Below are 19,551 nucleotides of genomic sequence, written 5' to 3'. Positions count from 1 at the left end.
CACTAAAAAGGAGAAAACAATGATCGAAGAGGTAAAGAAAGTATTGGATCTGATCCGCCCCAATTTGCAGGCGGACGGCGGCGATGTGGAGCTGGTGGAAGTTACCGAAGACGGCGTGGTGAAAGTGAAGCTGGTCGGCGCCTGCGGCCATTGCCCCATGTCTACCATGACATTGAAGATGGGTATCGAAAGAACCCTGAAGGAAAAGGTGCCGGGAGTGAAGGAAGTAATTTCCGTCTGATTCCAGGCGCCGCTTGCCGGGCGTCATGTGGCTGCAGCTGTCTCATATCACCCAACATCAACGGTTAAGGAGGTGCACCATGTCTTTCAAAGTCAAGTCATTCGGCATAGAAATCAGGCCCATGAAAACAATGAGGGAACTCCACGAGTTTGATGCTATGGTAAACCAGTTTGTCGCGGAAAATGGTGTAAAACGGATCATCTCGGTTTCCGACTCGGCCACGACCGATGACAAGGGAGAGACGATCGGCCTGGTAAGGGTAGTCGCTTACGAAGATTAACCGGTAAGGCGCGTGATTACGATCCGCGCCTTTACTTTTTCCCCATTTAAAAGTTATAATAGTGCAGCAGCACATTTATAGACTGCGAGGAGACATCCCCGCTTTTTCTATTCTCGCTCAAAAATGGCTGATTATTATGACTTTATTGCGGCGGAAAAGAAAATATCTTGCCTTTCGCTCCCCCAGGTTCTTCAATCTGTTCAGAAGGAACACCGAGGCATTCTCCACCAGGGGAAATCGGGTTGAACTCTTCAAGCAGGGAGGAGAATTTTTCCCGGCCATGTTCCAGGCGATTCACCAGGCCGAGCGCACGGTATGCCTGGAATTTTACATCATTCGCGATGACGCTACCGGCCGTGCTTTTGCCGACACCCTCCTCGCAGCTGCGGCACGCGGCGTCATGGTTTACCTCCTCTATGACTACATCGGCTGCTTTGATACGCCGGGTTCGTTTTTCCGCCGACTGGAAAAGGGAGGAGTCGCCTGCTGTCCATTCAATCCGCCCCCCTTCAGAAAGGGGATTGCCTGGTTCGACAAACGTGATCACCGGAAGATTGCCGTTATCGATGGGAAAACGGCCTTCACCGGCGGACTCAACATCGGCGACGAGTATGCCGGCCACGGCGAAAACGCCCACCGCTGGCGGGATGTGGGAATACGAATAGAAGGCCCGGCTGTCCAGGAATTACAGAGACTTTTCCGGGAAAGCTGGCACAGTGAAAAGCGGAAAGTCCCCGAGGGTTGCGCGGACAACTATCAGCTATCGGACCCACCGGGCGCCGACGAAGTATTCATAGTAAACGGCGGGCCGCACCATAACCGATCTTTCATCCGCAGCGCCTTCCGCATGGCCATTGCCGGGGCCTCCGACAGCATAACCATAGCCAATCCATATTTTATTCCGGGACCGCGCGTTACGCGTTCGTTGTTGCGGGCTGCCGGCCGCGGGGTGCAAGTCCGGCTCATCTTTCCTGCCAAGAGCGACGTGCCGCTGGTCAAGCTTGTCAGTCGGACCTACTATGCGCCCCTGTTGCGAAGCGGCATAGAGATCTTTGAGCGGGAAGGGACCATGCTTCATGCCAAGGTGATGCTCATCGACGAGTGCTGGTCGGTGATCGGCTCGGCCAACCTCGACCAGCGAAGCTTTCACCGTAACTACGAGGTAAATGTCATTGTCGACAGTCTTGAATTCGGCAAACAAGTGGCGGAGATGCTGGCCGTCGATTTGGCGGGATCAAGGCGGATAATGCTCGCGGAGCATGAAAAGCGGGGCTGGTACGTGCGGTTTTTGGAGCGGCTCTGCTCGCCGGTAAGCTGGTTCCTGTGAAGATGCTGCAAAAGTTGCCCCTTATTCCAATTTCAAATCAAGGATGAAATCAAGGCGGCGAGGATTGAGGCGATGAAGGCCCTCACCTGGCCTTTGGCCACCCTCTCCTTTAGGCCCTTTGGGTCCGGAGGGAGAGGGTAAACAGTATACTCTCTCCCTCTGAGAGAGATAGAGTGAGGGGTACGTTGAGGAGCCGAAGACGAGCCAACGAAGATAGCGCCTTGATTGGAATTGGTATTAATACAAACGGGTTAAGCTGACGGGAATTCTTTCAACACTATTGTGGGGTTCGGATGTTTACTCTGGATACGTCGCTCAGTTTTATTGAAGCCGCAGAATCGGACGTGGTTGAGGTATACCAGTCCACAGCCGCAATCGCCATCACGCCGGAAAACCTTCAAAACCAACCATGTGATGCCTACGTCTGTGCTGTCAAAGAAAATGGCGCCGTTCGTGTCTATGTGGCGCTCTCACTTAAAAACAGCAGAAAGACCCGGATTTACACTCCTGAAGCGTCGGAAGAGCCGGCTGACTACCAACGCCAGCTGGATAAAGCCCTCGATTATGCAAAATCCCTGGGATTTGTCATGGAGCGCGTCAACCTGAACTACAGCGTGGCACTTCGGGAGGTAGTCCTGCGCGGCATCCGCGTGCTGCGCCCCGTAAGCGCGCCCCGCCTCGCCGCGAAACAAAGGGCTGAAGCCGAAAAAGCCGCGGCGCAACAGGCCGAGACGGACCGGCGCGCTGCTGAAGAAACAATGATGAAGGCTGAAGAAGAACGACTCAACGCAGAGAAAGCCGCCAGGATAAAGGCGGAGGAAGAACGGCGCGCCGCAGAAGAGGCGGTACGGATAAAGGCCGAGCAGGAACGGATCGCTGCGGAAGAAGCGGCCAGGATAAAGGCCGAGCAGGAACGGCTTGCTGCGGAAGAAGCGGCAAGGATAAGGGCCGAGCAGGAACGGCTCGCTGCTGAAGAAGCGGCAAGGATAAAGGCTGAGCAGGAACGGATCGTTGCTGAAGAAGCGGCAAGGATAAAGGCCGAGCAGGAACGGCTAGCTGCAGAGCAAGCTGCCAGGATCAAGGCCGAAGAGGAACGGCGCGCTGCTATGGCAGCCGCCGCAATGAAGGCCGAAGAAGCAATGCGCGCCGCCGAAATCGCCTCAGAAGAACGGATGGAAGCAGAAAGAATTGCCGCGGAAAAAGTTGCTTTTATTAAACAACTGAATGAAAAGACCGCTGGAGAACGGCGCGCTGCCGAAGAACTAATAGCTAAACTGGTCGAGGCAGAGAGGTGCGCTGCCGAGACAGTTGCAGAACAAAGAGATATGGCCGAACGGACCAAGGCCGACAGGATCGCTGCGGAAAAAGCCGTTGCTGAAATGGCCGAGGAAGAACGGATTGCAGCGGAAAAGGCAATGGCAGCGCAGCAAGCCGAGCAAGCAGCCACAGCAGAGAGGCTGGCGGCGGAAGAGGTAGCCAGAATAAAAACAGAAGCAGAAAAGATTGCCGTTGCAAAAGCCGTTGAAGAGAAAGCCGCTGCTGAAAAGGCGAAGGCGAACAGAATCGCGGGAGAAGAAGTCGCCGCATTAATTGCAGAAGTTGAAAAAGGGAGTGCAGAGAAATACACCGAAGCGCAGAACGCGGAAAAGGCCGCCGTTGCCGAGAGACTGGCTGCGGAAGAGTTGCTCCGGTTTAAAGAGGAAGAGCTGAGGGCTGCCGCCGAGTCGGCTGAAGCCGAGCAGGCCGCAATAGAGCAGATGGTCAGTGAAAAGATTAATGCTGAAAATGCAGCAACTGAAAAGGCAAAAACTGAACGGGCTGTTGCAGAAAGCATGGCGTCAGAAAAGGCTGCAAAGTTAAAAGCAACGGAAGAACGCAGGGCTGAGGATGAAACTGCCAAAGAAAAGGCCGACGCTGAACGGTTGGCGGCCGAAGAAGCGGCTAAAGCAAAAGCCGAAGCAGAACGTCTGGAAGCTGAAAAAGCAAAGATAGAGGCGGAACGGCTGGCAGCCGAGGAAGCGGCTAAAGTAAAGGCCGAAGCAAAACGTCTGGAGGCGAAGGCTGAAGCGGAACGGATCGCATCTGAAAAAGCTGCCGGAGAAAAGGCGGAAGCGGAGAGAATCGCCGCGGGAAAAGCCGAGGAGCAAAGGATAGCGGCCGCCAAGGCTGCCGCCGGACCGGAAAAAACAGCGGCAGTAACTGCAACCGCCAGCCCTGAGCCCGGCCCGACCGTAAATCACGATGACCCTTTTGCCTTCCTGGGACAGGAGGCGGGATGGTCAGCCGGCTTCGGCGGCCGTTCGTCCGGGAACGGTACAGAGTTTATCCTTGACAGATCGAGGAAATGGATCGAATTCTCCACGGTCGAAGACGTCATCGCCCTGCAACAGTCGATAAACCTGGCCCGTGCCGCCCTGGAAGGGAACGTAAACCAAAATTGCAAAGGGTACATCTGCACCGTAAGCGAAGGGGGTAACGCCCATATCTACGTTGCCATACTCCTCACCGACAGCAAAAAGGTGCTGGTTTACGCCCCGGGCAAGCAGCCCGGTTCCCCCGACGCATGCGCCAATGCCACCGATGACGCAGTCCACTTCCTTGAACTCATCGGATTCATGATGGATACCGTAAAACTGGGCGCGGACAAGGAAAGCCGCGCAGCCGCAATCGGCAAAATTCCCGTTCTGCACCAGAACTAACTGGATATTTATCAGCAGTGTCCGATTAGAAAATTGCAGCTTAACGTTTGAGATTGAAAGCACCACCTTGCACCCTCCCCCACCCCCTCCCATCGAAGGGAGGGGAGCTTATAATTCCCTCTCCCCTGGTGGGAGAGGGCGAGGGAGAGGGGGGATTGCGCTGGTTGTAAAAAGCTAACCGAACAGTATTGGATATTTATGATAAAAAATGATTCCCGCCAACTTCTTGAGTTTGACAAGATCCTCACCTTTATCGCAAGCTTCGCCAACAGTACCCCATCCCAACAGGCCATAGCCGAAATCCTGCCTCTCGGCACACGGGAAGCCATCGAAAAGCGGTTTGGCCAGGTAGAGGAAATCAGGCGACTTGCACAGATAGGCGTACCGCTAAGACTCTCACCCTTTGAAGATATAGCACCGTTGCTGGAAGAGGTGCGCCCCGAAGGGGCAGTGCTCGATCCCCACGACCTTGTCGTCCTCACCCCGCTTCTCCAGACCCTCGCAGCCATAGCGAAACAGTTCGGCTATCGTACCGATATACCCCTTCTCCATGAGCTGGCCGGGCACCTGACCGGCTTCCCGCACATTCTCGACCGCCTTGAAGTAACCCTCGATTTCGAGGGGAATATACTCGACACGGCTTCACGCCTCCTCCAGGACTTGCGCGCGCGCAAAAGGGGGCTGACTGCGCGGATACGGAAACGGCTCGAGGAGATTGTCCGCGAACCGAGGGTGGCGATTTTCCTCCAGGACGAATTCGTCACCCAGCGCGGGGGGCGGTGGGTGATTCCGGTGCGCATGGATTCAAAGGGGATGGTGGCAGGGGTCGTGCACGATGTCTCCAACACCGGTGAAACTGCGTTCATGGAACCGCTGGAGATCATCGGCCTCGCCAATGAGCTGGAGAACCTGGCCGCGGAGATAAAGGCGGAAGAGATCCGCATCATCCGCGACATCTGCCGGGAAATCCGCATTGCAGCCGACGAAATCGGTTCGGAATTTGCCACCCTGGTGCAGCTCGACATGCTGAACAGCATCGCACGCTTTGCCGAGCTGATACAGGCTCATCCCCCCAGCGTGAGCGAGACCCCGCTGATCATGCTGAGGCAGGCTCGCCATCCGCTCCTCATGCTCATGCACAGGCAAGGGGGCGGACATGAACCGGTGCCGCTCGATCTTCATCTCGGTGACATCCCCGATACCGCTACAGTTATGATCATAACCGGCCCCAACGCCGGCGGTAAGACCATCGCCATCAAGACCGTCGGGCTCCTTATCGTATTGGCCCTGGCCGGGATTCCGATCCCCGCCGACCCTTCATCCACCATCCCCCTGGCCGACGAGCTGCTCGTCGACATGGGGGATGACCAGTCCATAGAAAGCAGCCTGTCGACGTTCTCCGCCCATGTGGCCAATATGGCGGAAATACTTCGGCAGGCTGGGAGGCGCAGCATTGTCCTGATGGACGAACTGGGAACCGGCACCGAACCGGGCCAGGGTGCGGCCATCGCCTGCGGCGTGTTGAAAGAGCTGCAGGAAAAAGGCGCCCTCGTCCTTGCCACCACTCACCTGACCGATATCGTCGCCTTTGTCCACCGCAACGAGGGGATGATAAACGCCTCCATGGAGTTTGACCAAAGGACCTTCACCCCCCTTTACCGGCTCCAAGCGGGGGAACCGGGTCAGTCCCACGCCATCGAGATCGCCAGACGTTACGGCATGCCCGCCGGCGTCATCGAATTCGCCCAGCACATGCTTGGCAGCCGGGAAACGGAATTTCACTCACTGTTGGCCGAGCTGAAGGAAAAACGGCTGCGCTATGGAGAGCTCCTGGCTGACACGGAAACGCGGGAAAAAGGGGTGGAAGAGCGTGAACGGCTCCTTGCCGTGCGCCTGGCCCAGGCGGAAGAGGCGAAACAGGATGCCATGGGAAAGGCCTTCTTACAGGCGCGGGAGATAGTCGCCGCCATCAAACGGGAAACAAGGGCCATCCTCGACGAGGCAAAAAGGGAAAAGAGCCGCGACGCGCTGAAAAAACTGGAAACCATTGAAAGCGGCGTCGAGGAGCAGCTCCGGGAATATCAGGGGGGAAAACCCCTTTCACTGGAAGAGCTGCGGCCCGGTGACCTGGTCTTTGTCCGCTCCATAGGCTTCGATGCAACCATCGTCAAGATCGACGGGAAGCAGCAGAGGTTGCGGGTAAAAGCAGGCCAGAGGGAAGTGGAAGTGCCGCTGGCGGATATTGCCGCAAAAAAGGGGAAGCAGCTCACGGAAATAAAATCGTCCCGGAGGAAAACCGCCGACGAAGCAGAAGCATCTCACGAACTGAAGCTCTTGGGATTACGGGTAGACGCCGCCCTTTCCCTGATCGAACCATTTCTCAACCACGCCTCCCTTGCCGGACTCGGAAAAGTGAGGATCATTCACGGCACGGGGACAGGGGCGCTGATGAAGGCGGTACGCGAATACCTGGACGGACATCCGCTGGTCAGGGAATTCCGCAGCGGCGAACAGTTCGAGGGGGGGAACGGCGTGACCATCGTCACCATGCGTTGACGGCAGGCAGCCTCCGTCAAAAAAATAAATCGACGCCCATCAGGAGTGATGGGCGCCGTAACAAAGCGTCGCGGACGGGACGTTACCTTTTGTAAGTCACCGTATCGTGGCAGCTTGCCGTACACGTACCGCCGTCAGACGACGCCTTATAGGCAATCGTCACCTCATCCTTCCCCTTGCCGCCGCTTTTTTCCTTTATCAGCCTCTCCTGCCTGCTGGAATGAACATCATGGCACATGGTGCAATTGAGCCCGTTACTGCCGCTCACGTGGAGATAATGGAGATTCTGCCTCCCGTTGCGGAAAGCGGTCGATTTTTCCGTCTCCTCTTCGGTCATGCTCTTGCTGTCGTGGCAGGTGAAACAGAGGGCATAGCGGTCGTCACCGTACGGCAGATTATACTCTGCCGGGAAGCCCGTCTTGAGCAGCCTGGCGTTGTCCGAGCCGTGCACGGCATGGCAGCTCTCGCACTCACCCGATGCTACCGGCATGTGCACCGATTTGCCGTCGGCCAGGGCGCTGTCGTGGCAATTGAAACAGATCAGGGGTTGCAGCTGCTTGATCAGTTTTGCAGCCTTGGCCTGGTGGGGTGCATGGCAGTCGAGACAAGCGCCGTCGGCAACCGGCGCATGGGGAAATTTCTTTTTCTCGAATCCCTTCTTGTCGTGGCACTCAAAACAGAGCCCGCTCCCGGTGAAACGCAACAGCTTCTTGTTAGGGGAGTTGTGCGGTGCATGGCAATCGACGCATACCCCTTCCCGGATCGGCCCGTGGACGCTCTTTTCCACCGAGAGGTTGTCATGGCAATCGTAACAGAGCTTTGCCCCCTTGGCTTTGACCGCAAACAGCCCCTTTTTGAATTGGTGGTTACCCCCCTCCGTATTATGGCAGGGGGTGCACTCCCTGCCGGAGAGCGGTTCATGTAGATACGTCCCATCGAGCTTGCTCGGATGGCAGCGGTAGCAGGGCTTGCCGCTTGCCGGATCGATCGTTCCCCCGTCGGCAGCCATCGCCCCCCCGGCAACGATTGACAGGCAGAGATGGACGGAGAGAGACGCTGCCAGCACACCAACCACATTACATAAAATCTTTCGCATTCATTCACCTTTCGCTTTTATTGTGCCGACCGCGGTTTCCCCGCCCGAAGTGCGGCACAGGGTATCGCCTTGAAATCGGCAGTTGAAGGGGACCGCAGAGAGCAACTATGCGCGGCTCAACTCCGCTCTTGTCGAAATGGGGCGTACACAGCCGATATTCCGCATAATGAGTTTATCGGCTGTAGTGGAATGAACTTTAGACGCGGCAGAAACAGGGCGTCTGGAGCAGCGGCGGGCATCCTTCCCGGAGAAATGCCGCATTATCGCAATCGGCATTTGCTCCTTCATCCCGTGCATGGTATAAATCAAGGTAGGAGCTGCAAACAGCCGAAAAAAGAGGGGGCGGAATGCCAAACCACTACGACACGATCATCATCGGCGCAGGCATCAGCGGCCTGAGCCTGGCCCACTACTGCGCCGGGGCAGGACAAAAAACATTGGTCATCGAAAAGAGCGGGCGGACCGGCGGCTGTTTCCACTCCCATCGCTTCGATGGGGATGCTGCCGGCTTCTGGCTGGAGTTGGGCGCCCACACCTGTTATAACTCCTACGGGAACCTCATCGGCATCATGGAGGAAGACGGGCTCCTGGACCGTCTCGTGAAAAGGGAAAAAGTCTCTTTCAGGATGCTGGTGGATGGACGGATTCGTTCCATCCCCTCTCAACTCAATTTTCCGGAGCTGCTCCTGTCAGTCCCCCGACTTTTCACCCTGAAAAAAAACGGAGAGAGCGTCGCCTCCTACTACTCCCGGATCGTTGGCCGGGGCAACTACGAGCGGGTGTTCGCGCCGGCTTTTAATGCGGTTCTTTCTCAAAAGGCCGGCGAGTTCCCGGCCGGGATGCTCTTCAACAAGCGGCCGCGCCGCAAGGACATCATGAAGAGCTTTACCCTCGTCAACGGCCTCCAGACGATCACCGATGCGCTCAGCTGCGAGCCCGGCATAGAGGTGGTGACCGGGACGACGGTGCCCGCCTTAGATTTCTCCGACGGCACCTACCAGATCAAAACGGAGAGCGGCCAAAGCTACGAGACAAAAAACCTTTGCCTGGCTGTTCCGCCGCCTGCTGCGGCCTCGCTGCTGAGCGGGTTGTTGCCCGATATTTCCGCGCTCCTCGGACAAATAAAGGTTGAGACCATCGAAACGGTCGGTGTGGCAGTGAAAAGGGAAAAGATTCAGCTTGCCCCTCTGGCCGGGATTATCGCACCGAACGACATCTTTTATTCCGCGGTATCACGGGACACCGTTCCCCATGCAAACTACCGGGGATTCAGCTTCCATTTCAAGGGAGGAGTGGCGAGCCTCGATGAAAAGCTGAAGCGGATCTCCGAAGTTCTGAAGATCGGGCAGCAGGAACTGACGCAATTTGTCGTCAGGGAAAGCCGGCTTCCATCACCGGTGGTCGGCCACGAGAAACTGACCGCCGCAATCGACCGGCTGACCGATAGGAAGGCCCTCTTCTTGACCGGCAATTACTTCCTCGGCCTGGCCATCGAAGACTGCATTTCCCGGTCACGCGCGGAATTCATGCGGCTTTCGGGCAGGAACTGACGAAGCCGATTGCATAAAGGACAACGTGATGGTTATATCCCTCATCGCCGCCATGGCTGAAAACAGGGTGATCGGCCGAAACAACGCCATCCCCTGGGACATCCCGGCAGACCGGAAACGGTTCAGGGCACTCACCCTCGGCCACCCGGTGATCATGGGGCGAAAGACCTTTGAGAGCCTGGCCGGACCACTTCCGGGGAGAAAGAACATCATCATCACCAGGCAGATGGATTACCGGGCGGAAGGATGCTTCATCGCCCACGATCTTGCTTCGGCCCTGGCAATGGCGGGAGAAACCGATGAGATCTTCATCTGCGGCGGAGGTGAAATTTACCGCCAGGCGCTCCCCATTGCCGACAGAATATATCTGACCATCATCCACAGTCGGTTTGACGGGGACACCCGTTTCCCCGAAATACCGGAACGGTTCGTCGAGGTTGGGCGGGAGACGGTGGAGAATGCTATCCCGTACAGCTTTGTCCTCTATGACAAAAGGCCGTCATCCGCATCGCCGGCCTGATTTTTGAAAATATCGCTAAAGAAAAGATGGCCGTAGCCGATCTTAAACAGAGAGGTACTGCGCCATGTTATCGAAAGAAGCAGGGGAATTATTCGCCAAAGGGTTGGAATCTATCGGGCACGACCATCTCTACCTTGCCCGCACTTGCTTTGAGCAGGCGATGGAGCTGGAGAAGTGCCCGGAGGTCTGCTCCTACCTCGCCTTATGCCGGGCAAAAACGCGCGGCCAATTCAGCGAGGCGATCGCCCTGGCCAAAGAGGCGGTTGACGATGCGCCGGGAAACTCCGCTTTGTATTTGAACCTGGGGAGGATCTACCTCTTGGCGGGAGACAAGGAAAGCGCCCTGGATATCTTGCGCAAAGGAATGCAGTTTGATAATAACCCGGACATTCTCAAGGAACTTGAGATCCACGGCAACAGAAAACCTCCGCTCTTCCCCGCGCTGAAGAGAAACCACCCCCTGAACAAGTATCTCGGTATGCTGCTTTCACGGCTGGGCTTGCGATAGACAGGAAAGGGACGAAGGGACAAGGCAGTTGAATGTACCAAGGGCGCCCGGCTTGCCGGGCGCCCTTTTTCCGTCCAGGAGCCTGTCGGACTTAGGGAATCGTAACGAGAAAATGGCAAATCGAGGACAGATTATCGGAAATTTGAGAGCGAATAGTGGACCTATTTGTCGAAAATTTTCGGGAATATGGACCGATTTTCCGTTCTCGCAGTAGATTTTCCTAAGTCCGACAGTCTCCTAGTATACGAAGCCGAGTGTGATCTGGAACTTGTCGTTATCCAGCGGCTTTTCACCAATCTTGCGGTGATCGTCGTAAATCTGGTAATCGGCCTTGATGGCGACCGTGGTGGTCGGCTTGAAGACCAGGCCAAAGGTGGTGTAGTTGCGCTCGAACCTGCCGCTGGCTGTGCCCGGATCGGCAATGGCGCCCTGCTGGGTGTCGAATTCCGAATAACGGGCAAACACCAGTGCATCGGCATCTGTCAACTTACCTTTCTTCAACCCGTTCGGCATAACGTGATAGGCCCCTTCCACCCAGTAGCCTGACATGTTGTGGCCGATATCGTTGACACCGAGCGCTTTCGGGTCATCCTGGTAAACATGCACGTATTCTCCGGCGAGGTCAAAGTCGCCGACGCTGTATTTCCCGTCGAAAGCGGCAACGGTGGTATACGCCGTGCCGACCTTGGCGGAATTGCCCGTATAAAAGGAAAAATTGGTGTAGAGATTGGTTATGGGACGTATTTCCAGACGGCCGGTTACGGCCTTGTTCCTGTTGATGTCTACGTTGAAATTCTGTACCCCTCCCCTGATGCCGTTTTTGGCGGAAAATTTACTGCCGTCCAGACCGTTCATCACCAGCAGCTGGTAATCGACCTTGTCTCCCAGAGAGCCGTAAATGCCTGCACCCATTTCAGACCAGGTGGAGGGGATGAGAAAACGGTCCAGTTGCGGCCGCTCGCTGGAATTGAAATTGGTCGGTTCATGATACAGATTGATGGCGCCGACCGGCGCCAGCATAATCCCGGTCTTGATGTTGAATGGTCGCGCCAACTTGAACTCAAGGAATGCCTGTTCAACTCTCACCTCGCCGGAAAGCTCCCCTTCGTCGTTCAATTCGTCCTTCACCCCGCCGTGTTCCCATTCCAGTTCGGTGTTCAGCGTTACCCAGTCTGTCAATTCCGAGTTGACATACAGGACGATGCGGTGCGGATCAAAGGTGTTGCCCCCCTTGCCGTTGCCGTTTTCCTTCGTAAAAATATAGTCAAGCTCTCCATAGCCGCCAAAGCGGGTTTTATCCCAGACTTTTTTCAAAAAACCATCGCCTGCTTTCCCGTCCGTCGCGGGTTTATCCGCCGTTGCCGACTTGATCGCCTTGACCTGGCTGCTCAAATCGTCCACCTGCGCCTGCAGCTCTTCAACAGTTGCTGCGCGCGCCTTTGCCGCCATGGAACAGAGGATCGTCATTGCCGCCCAAATAACAAAAGTCTTTTTCATTGCCCTTCTCTCCTTTTTAGTTAGTGGCCATCCGGAAACTCCGGATGTGACACTATTGGTTTCCAATCCGATTGCGACACCGACTTACCCGCCTCCTTTCCCGTCGTATGATTTTGATATCCACTTTCATTCAATAAATAAACCACTGCTTTTACGCGAACAAGCCTGAGTCTTACTACTACAGTCCACCCCCGCAGTTGTTTTAAAATTGAAAGTCTTTTTCAAATAGCACAAAGAGCGCACGCCGGTCAAGCGCAAGAATAATTATTGTTTTCTAAATCGGGGAAGATTGACTGCCGATACGGCAAATGGTAATTTTGCGCCATGCAGAACATACAGTGCGAAGCCATTGTTCTCGGCGTCATGGACTACGGCGAGGCGGACAAGATCGTTACCCTCTTCACCCTGGAGCACGGCAAACTCAAGGGGCTGGCCCGCAGCGCGAAAAAGAGCCGCAAACGGTTCGGCGGAGCCCTTGAACCTTTTGCCCGCCTGCGCCTGCACCTTGCCATGAAAGTGGGACTCTCAACCCTGAACGGGGCGGATATCGTCACCATCTTTCCCCACATCCGCCAGGACCTTGTCAAGATCGGCCACGCCGCCTATGCCTGTGAGCTGGTGGAACGCCTCGTTCCCGAGGCAGAGCAGAACCACCGCCTGTTCCGGCTCCTCGCCGCTTACCTGGATCATCTCGACCAATTCCAGCACGACCCATCGGACCGACGCTTTTTCGAAGCGAACCTGCTGAAGGTCGTCGGCTATCAACCCGCCTTGAGTCGTTGCGCCGCCTGCGATGCCGACCTTGCCGGCGCCTTGGTGCTCCGCTGGTCGCCTTCCTCTGCCGGTGTCCTCTGCGGGAGATGCGGAAAAACGGGAAGACCGATTGCATCACAAACAGTGGCGCTCCTGAACCGGGCCATGGATACCGGACGATTCGGCCTGATCCGCTTTTCCCCCACGGAACTGGAAGAGGCGGGAGAACTGCTGAACGCCGCCATCTCCTGCCATCTAAGCCGTCCTCTCAAGTCCCTCGCCTTTTTGCGGGAAATCGGGGTCTGATGCAGCGTACTTCCCACCCTGCCGGGACACGTGCCGCATCCAGCCAAAAATGTTGACCGGGAAAGAGTGGCGGGTTATAGTATCCCCTTTCTTTATCAACCCTCAACTTTGCAGGTAGTAATACATGTCATCATCGGATTTAAGAAAACTGCCACCCCAGAGCATCGAAGCGGAAATGTCGATCCTCGGCGGCATCCTCGTGGATAACGAGGCGATCAACCGGGCACTGGAGATCATCACCCCGGACGATATGTACCGGGAGACGCACCGTAAGATCATGAGGGCCATGATCGAGCTCAACACCCGCAATGAGCCGTGTGACCTCATCACCCTCACCTCGATCCTCAAGAAAAAGGGGGAACTGGAAGAGGTAGGAGGCGGAGCCTATCTGGCGACCCTGGTCGATTATGTCCCGATGGCCGCCAACATCGTCTATTACTGCAAGATCGTCAAGGAAAAGGGGATTACCCGCAAGCTGATCAGCGCCGCCACCGAGATCGTCAGCCAGGGCTTCGAAGACCAGGTGGACGTGGAGGAGCTGCTCGACAACGCCCAGAAGGTGATCTTCGAGATATCGGAAAACAAGCTGCGCCCCGCATTCTACCCGGTCGGCGCCATCCTCAAGGACACCATAAAGAACATCGAGCTGCTCTATGAGAAGAAGGAGCATGTCACCGGCGTGCCGACCGGCTTCATCGATCTCGACGAAATGACCGCCGGTTTCCAGGGAGGCGACCTGATCATCGTCGCCGGACGGCCATCCATGGGGAAAACCGCTTTCGCCCTCAACATCGGCCAGAACGCCGCCATTCATGCCGGCAAACCGTACCCCGTCGCCATCTTCTCCCTGGAGATGAGCAAGGAGTCGCTGGTGACCCGTCTCCTCTGTTCCGAAGCAAGGATTGACGCCAGCCGGCTCCGCACCGGACATCTCATCGAATCTGACTGGGAAAAGCTGGCCCGTGGCGCAGGCAAACTGCATGAGGCGAAGATTTTCATCGACGACACCCCGGCCATCTCGGTACTGGAGATGCGCGCCAAATGCCGGCGCATGAAGGCCGAGCACGATATAGGCATGATCATCGTCGACTACCTCCAGCTCATGCGGGGGGGAGCCAACCCGGAATCACGCCAACAGGAAATTTCCGAGATCTCGCGCTCGCTCAAGGCCCTGGCCAAGGAGCTCAATGTGCCGGTGGTCGCACTTTCCCAGCTGAACCGAGGCTTGGAAAGCCGTACCGACAAGCGGCCGATGATGAGCGACCTCCGCGAATCGGGAGCCATTGAGCAGGACGCGGACGTCATCATGTTCGTCTATCGCGCCGAGGTTTACGACAAGGAAAACGAAGAACTGAAGGGTAAGGCGGAGATCATCATCGGCAAGCAGAGGAACGGCCCGATAGGCATCGTCGACCTGGTCTTCCGCGGCGAACACACGCGATTCGAGAACCTGAGCAAAAGGGACGATCATTGATCATTACGTAGTGGCGCGGCAGACAGCCCCCCCCCTACAATTTGTCATACATGAAAGGGAAAAAACATGACCACTTACAATGCGCTGCGCCAACTTCCTGCAGCGGCGGAATACAAAAAAGACGATGTGCTGGTTCTGTGCGGTGAGCTGTTCGGCCGCGGCTACGCCAACGGCATTGTCGATGAAGCACGCCGGGCCGGCATGACCATTATCGGCACAACAGTGGGGCGGCGTGACGCCGACGGGACGCTGCGCTCCCTGACCACGGAAGAACTGGCAGAAGCCGAAGCAACGCTGGGAGGGAAGATCATCAACATCCCGCTGGAGGCCGGTTTCGACATGGAGCCCGGCGCGGGCGACGGACGTTCAGTAGTTGAACAGCTCAAGGGGGTCAAGGCCGACGAGTGGGACAAGGTCCGATTCGACTGGAACGACGTTGAGCATACACGGCAGCAGGGAGCAAGACGCTTCAGTGCCAACCTCGGCCTGGTTGTCACCGAACTGGGGAAGATGCTCCCCGCCGGTGCAAACGTCCTGTTTGTCCACACCATGGCCGGCGGCATTCCCAGGGCCCGTATCTTCATGCCGCTCCTGAACAGGGTCTTCAAGGGACAGGGAGACCGCTTCCTCTCCTCGGAGACCTTCTGGAATTCCGATCTGGGCAAGCTCTGCAAGGTGAGCTTCGACGAGGTGACCGCCGACACCTTCCGCTACCTGATCGATGCCACCGCCCCCCTGCGGGACAAGGTTTCCGCCCGTTATACGGCTTACGGCTACCACGGCTGCGAAGTTCTCATCAATGGCGCTTACACCTGGCAATCCTACACCCCCTACCTGCAAGGGTGGGCAAAGATCCGTCTCGAAGAGGTCGCCGCAACCGCCTGGGCAGAGGGGATAAAGGCAACAGTTTTCAACTGCCCGGAAATCCTGACCAACTCCAGCGCCCTGTTCCTCGGCGTGGAGAATTCACTTTACCCCTTGCTGGCAGCCCTGGAAAAAGAAGGGAACGGCCCATTTGCCGAGGAAATCAAGGCATCCTGCCGGGCCCTCTCGAATGACGGCACTGCAATTGATACGCTTATCGCAAAGGCAAACGACTATCTGTCTGCGCCTATTACAGTCGCGCTCCGTGATTTTGCCGGCTGGCCCCAGCATAACAGACCGGAACAGCAGGATTTCATGCTGAACTGCTCTGCCGAGCTCCTGGCAATGAACAAAAACCCGAAGGAAATCGTCTGCGCCGTACTTTCCCAGGAAGTGTTCAAAGCAGTGGGGAGACTGATGTACGACTTTTCCTGGAAGCAGGATGCCCCGGTCCTCTGGCTCAACCATGATGTTATAGCCAAACGGCTGGTTACGGCTTAATAAAAGAAGAACTGCCGAGACGTTGCACCCTCCCCTAACCCCTCCCATCAAGGGAGGGGAGCTTTAAAGTCCCCTCGCCCCTTGTGGGAGAGGGCTAGGGTGAGGGGGGAAGTGCGGACGCAACAAGCTAACCGGGCAGTGCTGGCAGCCACTATAAATAACTACGGGAATTGTATGCCGATTAAGATCCTGCTTGTAGATGACGTCAACATGTTTGTGGAGTTGCAGAAAGGCTTCCTGAAACAATCGTCTGTCACCATACTGACCGCCGGGGACGGCGTGGAAGCGTTGAAAGTCTGCCGTGCCGAGCGCCCCGCTTTGATTTTCATGGACCTGCACATGCCCAACATGAACGGCGCAGAATGCTGTGCAGCCATCAAAGCCGACCCCACCCTGAAGTCGATACCGGTCATCATGATGACCTCGGCAGGGAAGGAAGATGACAAGTCGCTCTGCATTAAAGCCGGCTGCGACAATTTCCTTACCAAGCCCCTTGACCGTCAGCTCTATCTGGAGCTGGCCCGATCCTATCTGCCGGAAATAGACCGGCGCGACAGAAGGATTGACTGCCGGGCCAAAGTCAAGTTCAGAGCCTTCGGCGTATCCCTCTCGGGGGAGATCGCGAATCTGAGCGCCCTCGGCATTTATATAGCAACTGACTATGCAATGGAAACGGATACGGTTATTGACCTGGTCTTTGCCCTGCCCGAAGAAAACGGGGCGATCATCCATACCAAAGGGCGGGTTGCCTGGCCGAACTCCAAGACGGATCGGCATAAATTGAGCCTGCCAGAAGGATTCGGCGTTGAATTCATCGCCATAACCGAAGAATCCAAAGCGGCACTGGCCAGCTTTGTGGACAGACATAAATCGTGAGAGATGAGTAAGCTACTCCTCAAGCTTCTCCAGAACCGCAACCGCGCATATCTCACGCCGCATGAATTCCTCCCTTCCATGCTTCCTTCGCATGGAAGGGAGGAATTCATGCAAGACTCCCCTTCAGGCAAACTTTCTCTTCCTTGAACTCCAACCCTTTCCCGGCAACGCAATCGGCAAGTAGACGGCAGGTTCCCCGGCATTTTGCGGAAACACAACATGTTCCCGTGTTTTTGCGTAAACGGTTTTCAATTAACGCTAGCCAACCATCGTATTTTCACAATATCTCAGTACTTTGATTTAAAATTATTTCTAATTTTATTTTCACGGCCAGCCATAAACCCAATAAATGCAATATTGTAATAATTTATTATATTGATATTAGAAATATTTTTTGCATATCTGTGTCACACGGACCGGTTTGTGCTAAGCAGGACAACAGTGCTTCCGTGCTCGAAAGTAACCACCCTCCCAAAAAGATTTCGAATGGATTGCCGCCTTAGCTGAACCGTGCAAAGCAGAGAATACATATCCCCATGAAGCAACGGTCCACCCATAAAGCTATCGCCGGCTCCATGGTTAATCAACCAAGACCCCAAAATGACGCTGATTTGCCGTACGACTGCAACGTTTATACTCAGAGGACAGCAACCATGGAGCATAACAGGATATTAATCGTCGATGATGAAAAGCTTATTTCCTGGTCCCTATCCGTCATGCTCTCAAAAGCCGGGTATGCGGTCGAAACCGCTGCCAGCGGGTCGGAAGCAATCAATAAACTCTCCCTGTTCAAGCCTGATATGGCACTACTTGATATACGGCTCCCCGATGCCGATGGTCTGGACCTGCTCCAGCAATTCAAACTCAGAGATGAAGAGCTCAGCGTAATAATGATCACTGCCAATGCCGATGTCGATTCCGCTGTCAGAGCCTTGAAGCTAGGTGCGGAAGACTATATCGGCAAGCCATTCAATATGGAAGCGTTACGCCACGTTATCGACAAGGCTTTTGAAAAGAGGCAACTCAGGGAAAAACTGGATTTTTTCCGCAAGGAACTCCGCAAGAAAACCGAACATGACAAACTCGTGGGAAACAGCGCAAGCATGGTCAACCTTTTCAAGATGATCAAGGTCTGTGCGGATACCGATGCCAAAACTGTTCTGATCCTGGGTGAAAGCGGAACCGGCAAGGAACTTGTGGCCAGGGCCATCCACAATCACAGTGCAAGGGCCGAGGCACCGTTTGCAGAGGTCAACTGTGCCGCCATACCGGAAACCCTTCTGGAAAGCGAACTTTTCGGCCATGAAAAGGGGGCGTACACGGATGCAAGCAAGAGGCGCAAGGGGATCTTCGAACTGGCAGAAGGTGGAACGGTTTTTCTCGACGAAATCGGCGATATGCCCTTTTCCATGCAGGCAAAGGTGCTCAAGGTGATTGAGACGAAACGGTTCCGCCGTCTCGGTGCGGAAGAAGACATCCAGGCTGATGTGAGGATCATCGCCGCCACCCATCAGGATCTACCTGCAATGGTTAAAGAACGCCGCTTCAGAGGCGACCTTTTTTACCGCTTGAACGTCATGAACATTCCCTTGCCGCCGCTGAGGGAGAGAACGGATGATATCCCCAGCCTCGTCCAGTATTTCATCGAACGGCTGAATGAAGAATACGGGCGCAGGGTGGAAGGGGTGTCGCCGGAAACCATGGCTTATCTCACCGGCTATGGCTGGCCGGGGAATGTACGGGAACTGCGTAACGCCATAGAACGAACCATGATGCTCGAACATAGCAGAATATTGACTCCCGTTTTTCTGAACGCGGAAATAAAGCAGCAATACGAAACAGCACAAAACAAAAGCCTGCATGTCGATTCACATGCTTCTGCCCAGCATTCGTTTGCCAGGGGGCATATTACCATCCCGACCGGCGGCATATCCCTGGAAGAACTGGAGCGTCAACTTATCCGGATGGGGCTTGAGATCTCCGGCGGCAACCAAACAAAAGCAGCCAAATATCTGAAAATGAGCCGGGACACCCTCCGCTACCGCATGAAAAAATTCGGCATGTCGGAATCATCCCAAAAGGACGAATGGTGCGACATGAAAACGGGGGAGGATTCTGCCGTTTCTCAACGGTTATTCCCGCATCTGGTGAGCTGAAGGGGTAAACAGGATAGGTTGTCCCTGGCCATGCTCCACTGGGGCATTTTCACCCAACCGGCCCCTGACATGGGGCAAATACCCCTATTTTTTCACCGGCACTTTCTGCTGGAGAGAGGGGCCGGCAAGCAACAAAGAGATGAAAGTTTTGCAATATACTGATGTTTAGACGTATCTCGGGCATTTATCACTTGCCGCCAGCGGGTACGGACATGCATGGCATCAACATTGCTCTCGGTGATACTCGTTTGCACTCCTTTGGGGGAAGGATGCAGAGCCGGGCAATGGCAAGAACAGCAGCTGAGTCTCCCTTTATCCGGGCAGCATGCACTAAAAAGCCAAACGGG

15 protein-coding genes are annotated in these 19,551 nt (G+C 55.5%); 13 read left to right on the top strand and 2 right to left on the bottom strand.

Going from position 1 to position 19,551, the window contains the following annotated elements:
• Window positions 1–19: 19 nt before the first annotated feature.
• The 5 genes from GURA_RS04750 (at window position 20) to GURA_RS04725 (ending at window position 7,103) form a co-directional block, all read left to right on the top strand.
• Complete coding sequence (locus tag GURA_RS04750) at window positions 20–241, top strand: NifU family protein (protein ID WP_011937869.1); 222 nt, start codon at window positions 20–22, stop codon at window positions 239–241.
• A gap of 79 nt (window positions 242–320) precedes the next feature.
• The gene (locus tag GURA_RS04745) at window positions 321–521 is read left to right on the top strand and encodes a hypothetical protein (RefSeq protein ID WP_011937868.1); all 201 of its coding nucleotides are present in this window, start codon (window positions 321–323) and stop codon (window positions 519–521) included.
• Window positions 522–657: 136 nt separating this feature from the next.
• Entirely contained in the window at window positions 658–1,848 is a 1,191-nt protein-coding gene (gene cls, locus GURA_RS04740) for a cardiolipin synthase (protein ID WP_011937867.1), read from the top strand.
• Window positions 1,849–2,141: 293 nt separating this feature from the next.
• Entirely contained in the window at window positions 2,142–4,547 is a 2,406-nt protein-coding gene (locus GURA_RS22650) for a hypothetical protein (RefSeq protein WP_011937866.1), read from the top strand.
• 198 nt (window positions 4,548–4,745) lie between these two features.
• Window positions 4,746–7,103 (top strand): endonuclease MutS2, encoded by a 2,358-nt coding sequence (locus tag GURA_RS04725; RefSeq protein WP_011937865.1) that lies wholly within the window; start codon window positions 4,746–4,748, stop codon window positions 7,101–7,103.
• A gap of 82 nt (window positions 7,104–7,185) precedes the next feature.
• Here GURA_RS04725 and GURA_RS04720 read toward each other — a convergent pair whose 3' ends face one another.
• Complete coding sequence (locus GURA_RS04720) at window positions 7,186–8,199, bottom strand: cytochrome c3 family protein (RefSeq protein WP_011937864.1); 1,014 nt, start codon at window positions 8,197–8,199, stop codon at window positions 7,186–7,188.
• Between the two features lie 347 nt (window positions 8,200–8,546).
• Between GURA_RS04720 and GURA_RS04715 the strand changes: the two genes are divergently transcribed.
• From GURA_RS04715 to GURA_RS04705, 3 genes are all read left to right on the top strand, one after another.
• A complete protein-coding gene (locus tag GURA_RS04715; RefSeq protein ID WP_011937863.1) occupies window positions 8,547–9,749 on the top strand; it encodes a protoporphyrinogen/coproporphyrinogen oxidase in 1,203 nt (400 codons plus the stop codon).
• Window positions 9,750–9,777: 28 nt separating this feature from the next.
• Window positions 9,778–10,269, top strand: a complete 492-nt coding sequence (locus tag GURA_RS04710; RefSeq protein ID WP_011937862.1) for a dihydrofolate reductase — start codon at window positions 9,778–9,780, stop codon at window positions 10,267–10,269.
• A gap of 64 nt (window positions 10,270–10,333) precedes the next feature.
• The gene (locus tag GURA_RS04705; protein ID WP_011937861.1) at window positions 10,334–10,777 is read left to right on the top strand and encodes a tetratricopeptide repeat protein; all 444 of its coding nucleotides are present in this window, start codon (window positions 10,334–10,336) and stop codon (window positions 10,775–10,777) included.
• A 237-nt stretch (window positions 10,778–11,014) separates the two neighbouring features.
• Here the strand turns inward: GURA_RS04705 and GURA_RS04700 are convergent, their stop codons facing one another.
• Entirely contained in the window at window positions 11,015–12,274 is a 1,260-nt protein-coding gene (locus GURA_RS04700) for a porin (RefSeq protein WP_011937860.1), read from the bottom strand.
• A gap of 324 nt (window positions 12,275–12,598) precedes the next feature.
• On the opposite strand from GURA_RS04700, the gene recO reads away from it, so the two are divergent.
• The 5 genes from recO (at window position 12,599) to GURA_RS04675 (ending at window position 19,204) form a co-directional block, all read left to right on the top strand.
• Window positions 12,599–13,333 (top strand): DNA repair protein RecO, encoded by a 735-nt coding sequence (gene recO / locus GURA_RS04695; protein ID WP_011937859.1) that lies wholly within the window; start codon window positions 12,599–12,601, stop codon window positions 13,331–13,333.
• A 124-nt stretch (window positions 13,334–13,457) separates the two neighbouring features.
• A complete protein-coding gene (dnaB, locus tag GURA_RS04690) occupies window positions 13,458–14,807 on the top strand; it encodes a replicative DNA helicase (RefSeq protein ID WP_011937858.1) in 1,350 nt (449 codons plus the stop codon).
• Between the two features lie 66 nt (window positions 14,808–14,873).
• Entirely contained in the window at window positions 14,874–16,172 is a 1,299-nt protein-coding gene (locus tag GURA_RS04685) for an enoyl ACP reductase FabMG family protein (protein ID WP_011937857.1), read from the top strand.
• A gap of 174 nt (window positions 16,173–16,346) precedes the next feature.
• The gene (locus tag GURA_RS04680) at window positions 16,347–17,048 is read left to right on the top strand and encodes a response regulator (RefSeq protein WP_011937856.1); all 702 of its coding nucleotides are present in this window, start codon (window positions 16,347–16,349) and stop codon (window positions 17,046–17,048) included.
• Window positions 17,049–17,701: 653 nt separating this feature from the next.
• A complete protein-coding gene (locus GURA_RS04675; RefSeq protein WP_011937855.1) occupies window positions 17,702–19,204 on the top strand; it encodes a sigma-54-dependent transcriptional regulator in 1,503 nt (500 codons plus the stop codon).
• Window positions 19,205–19,551: the final 347 nt, after the last annotated feature.

It is taken from the genome of Geotalea uraniireducens Rf4 (assembly GCF_000016745.1).
In the GTDB taxonomy this organism is placed as follows: domain Bacteria; phylum Desulfobacterota; class Desulfuromonadia; order Geobacterales; family Geobacteraceae; genus Geotalea; species Geotalea uraniireducens.
This window is presented reverse-complemented; position numbering and strand designations above follow the sequence as displayed.

Coding starts and splice junctions, on each gene's coding strand:
- GURA_RS04750 (WP_011937869.1), top strand. CDS start 20: ATGATCGAAGAGGTAAAGAAAGTATTGGATCTGATCCGCCCCAATTTG.
- GURA_RS04745 (WP_011937868.1), top strand. CDS start 321: ATGTCTTTCAAAGTCAAGTCATTCGGCATAGAAATCAGGCCCATGAAA.
- cls (WP_011937867.1), top strand. CDS start 658: ATGACTTTATTGCGGCGGAAAAGAAAATATCTTGCCTTTCGCTCCCCC.
- GURA_RS22650 (WP_011937866.1), top strand. CDS start 2,142: ATGTTTACTCTGGATACGTCGCTCAGTTTTATTGAAGCCGCAGAATCG.
- GURA_RS04725 (WP_011937865.1), top strand. CDS start 4,746: ATGATAAAAAATGATTCCCGCCAACTTCTTGAGTTTGACAAGATCCTC.
- GURA_RS04720 (WP_011937864.1), bottom strand. CDS start 8,199: ATGCGAAAGATTTTATGTAATGTGGTTGGTGTGCTGGCAGCGTCTCTC.
- GURA_RS04715 (WP_011937863.1), top strand. CDS start 8,547: ATGCCAAACCACTACGACACGATCATCATCGGCGCAGGCATCAGCGGC.
- GURA_RS04710 (WP_011937862.1), top strand. CDS start 9,778: ATGGTTATATCCCTCATCGCCGCCATGGCTGAAAACAGGGTGATCGGC.
- GURA_RS04705 (WP_011937861.1), top strand. CDS start 10,334: ATGTTATCGAAAGAAGCAGGGGAATTATTCGCCAAAGGGTTGGAATCT.
- GURA_RS04700 (WP_011937860.1), bottom strand. CDS start 12,274: ATGAAAAAGACTTTTGTTATTTGGGCGGCAATGACGATCCTCTGTTCC.
- recO (WP_011937859.1), top strand. CDS start 12,599: ATGCAGAACATACAGTGCGAAGCCATTGTTCTCGGCGTCATGGACTAC.
- dnaB (WP_011937858.1), top strand. CDS start 13,458: ATGTCATCATCGGATTTAAGAAAACTGCCACCCCAGAGCATCGAAGCG.
- GURA_RS04685 (WP_011937857.1), top strand. CDS start 14,874: ATGACCACTTACAATGCGCTGCGCCAACTTCCTGCAGCGGCGGAATAC.
- GURA_RS04680 (WP_011937856.1), top strand. CDS start 16,347: ATGCCGATTAAGATCCTGCTTGTAGATGACGTCAACATGTTTGTGGAG.
- GURA_RS04675 (WP_011937855.1), top strand. CDS start 17,702: ATGGAGCATAACAGGATATTAATCGTCGATGATGAAAAGCTTATTTCC.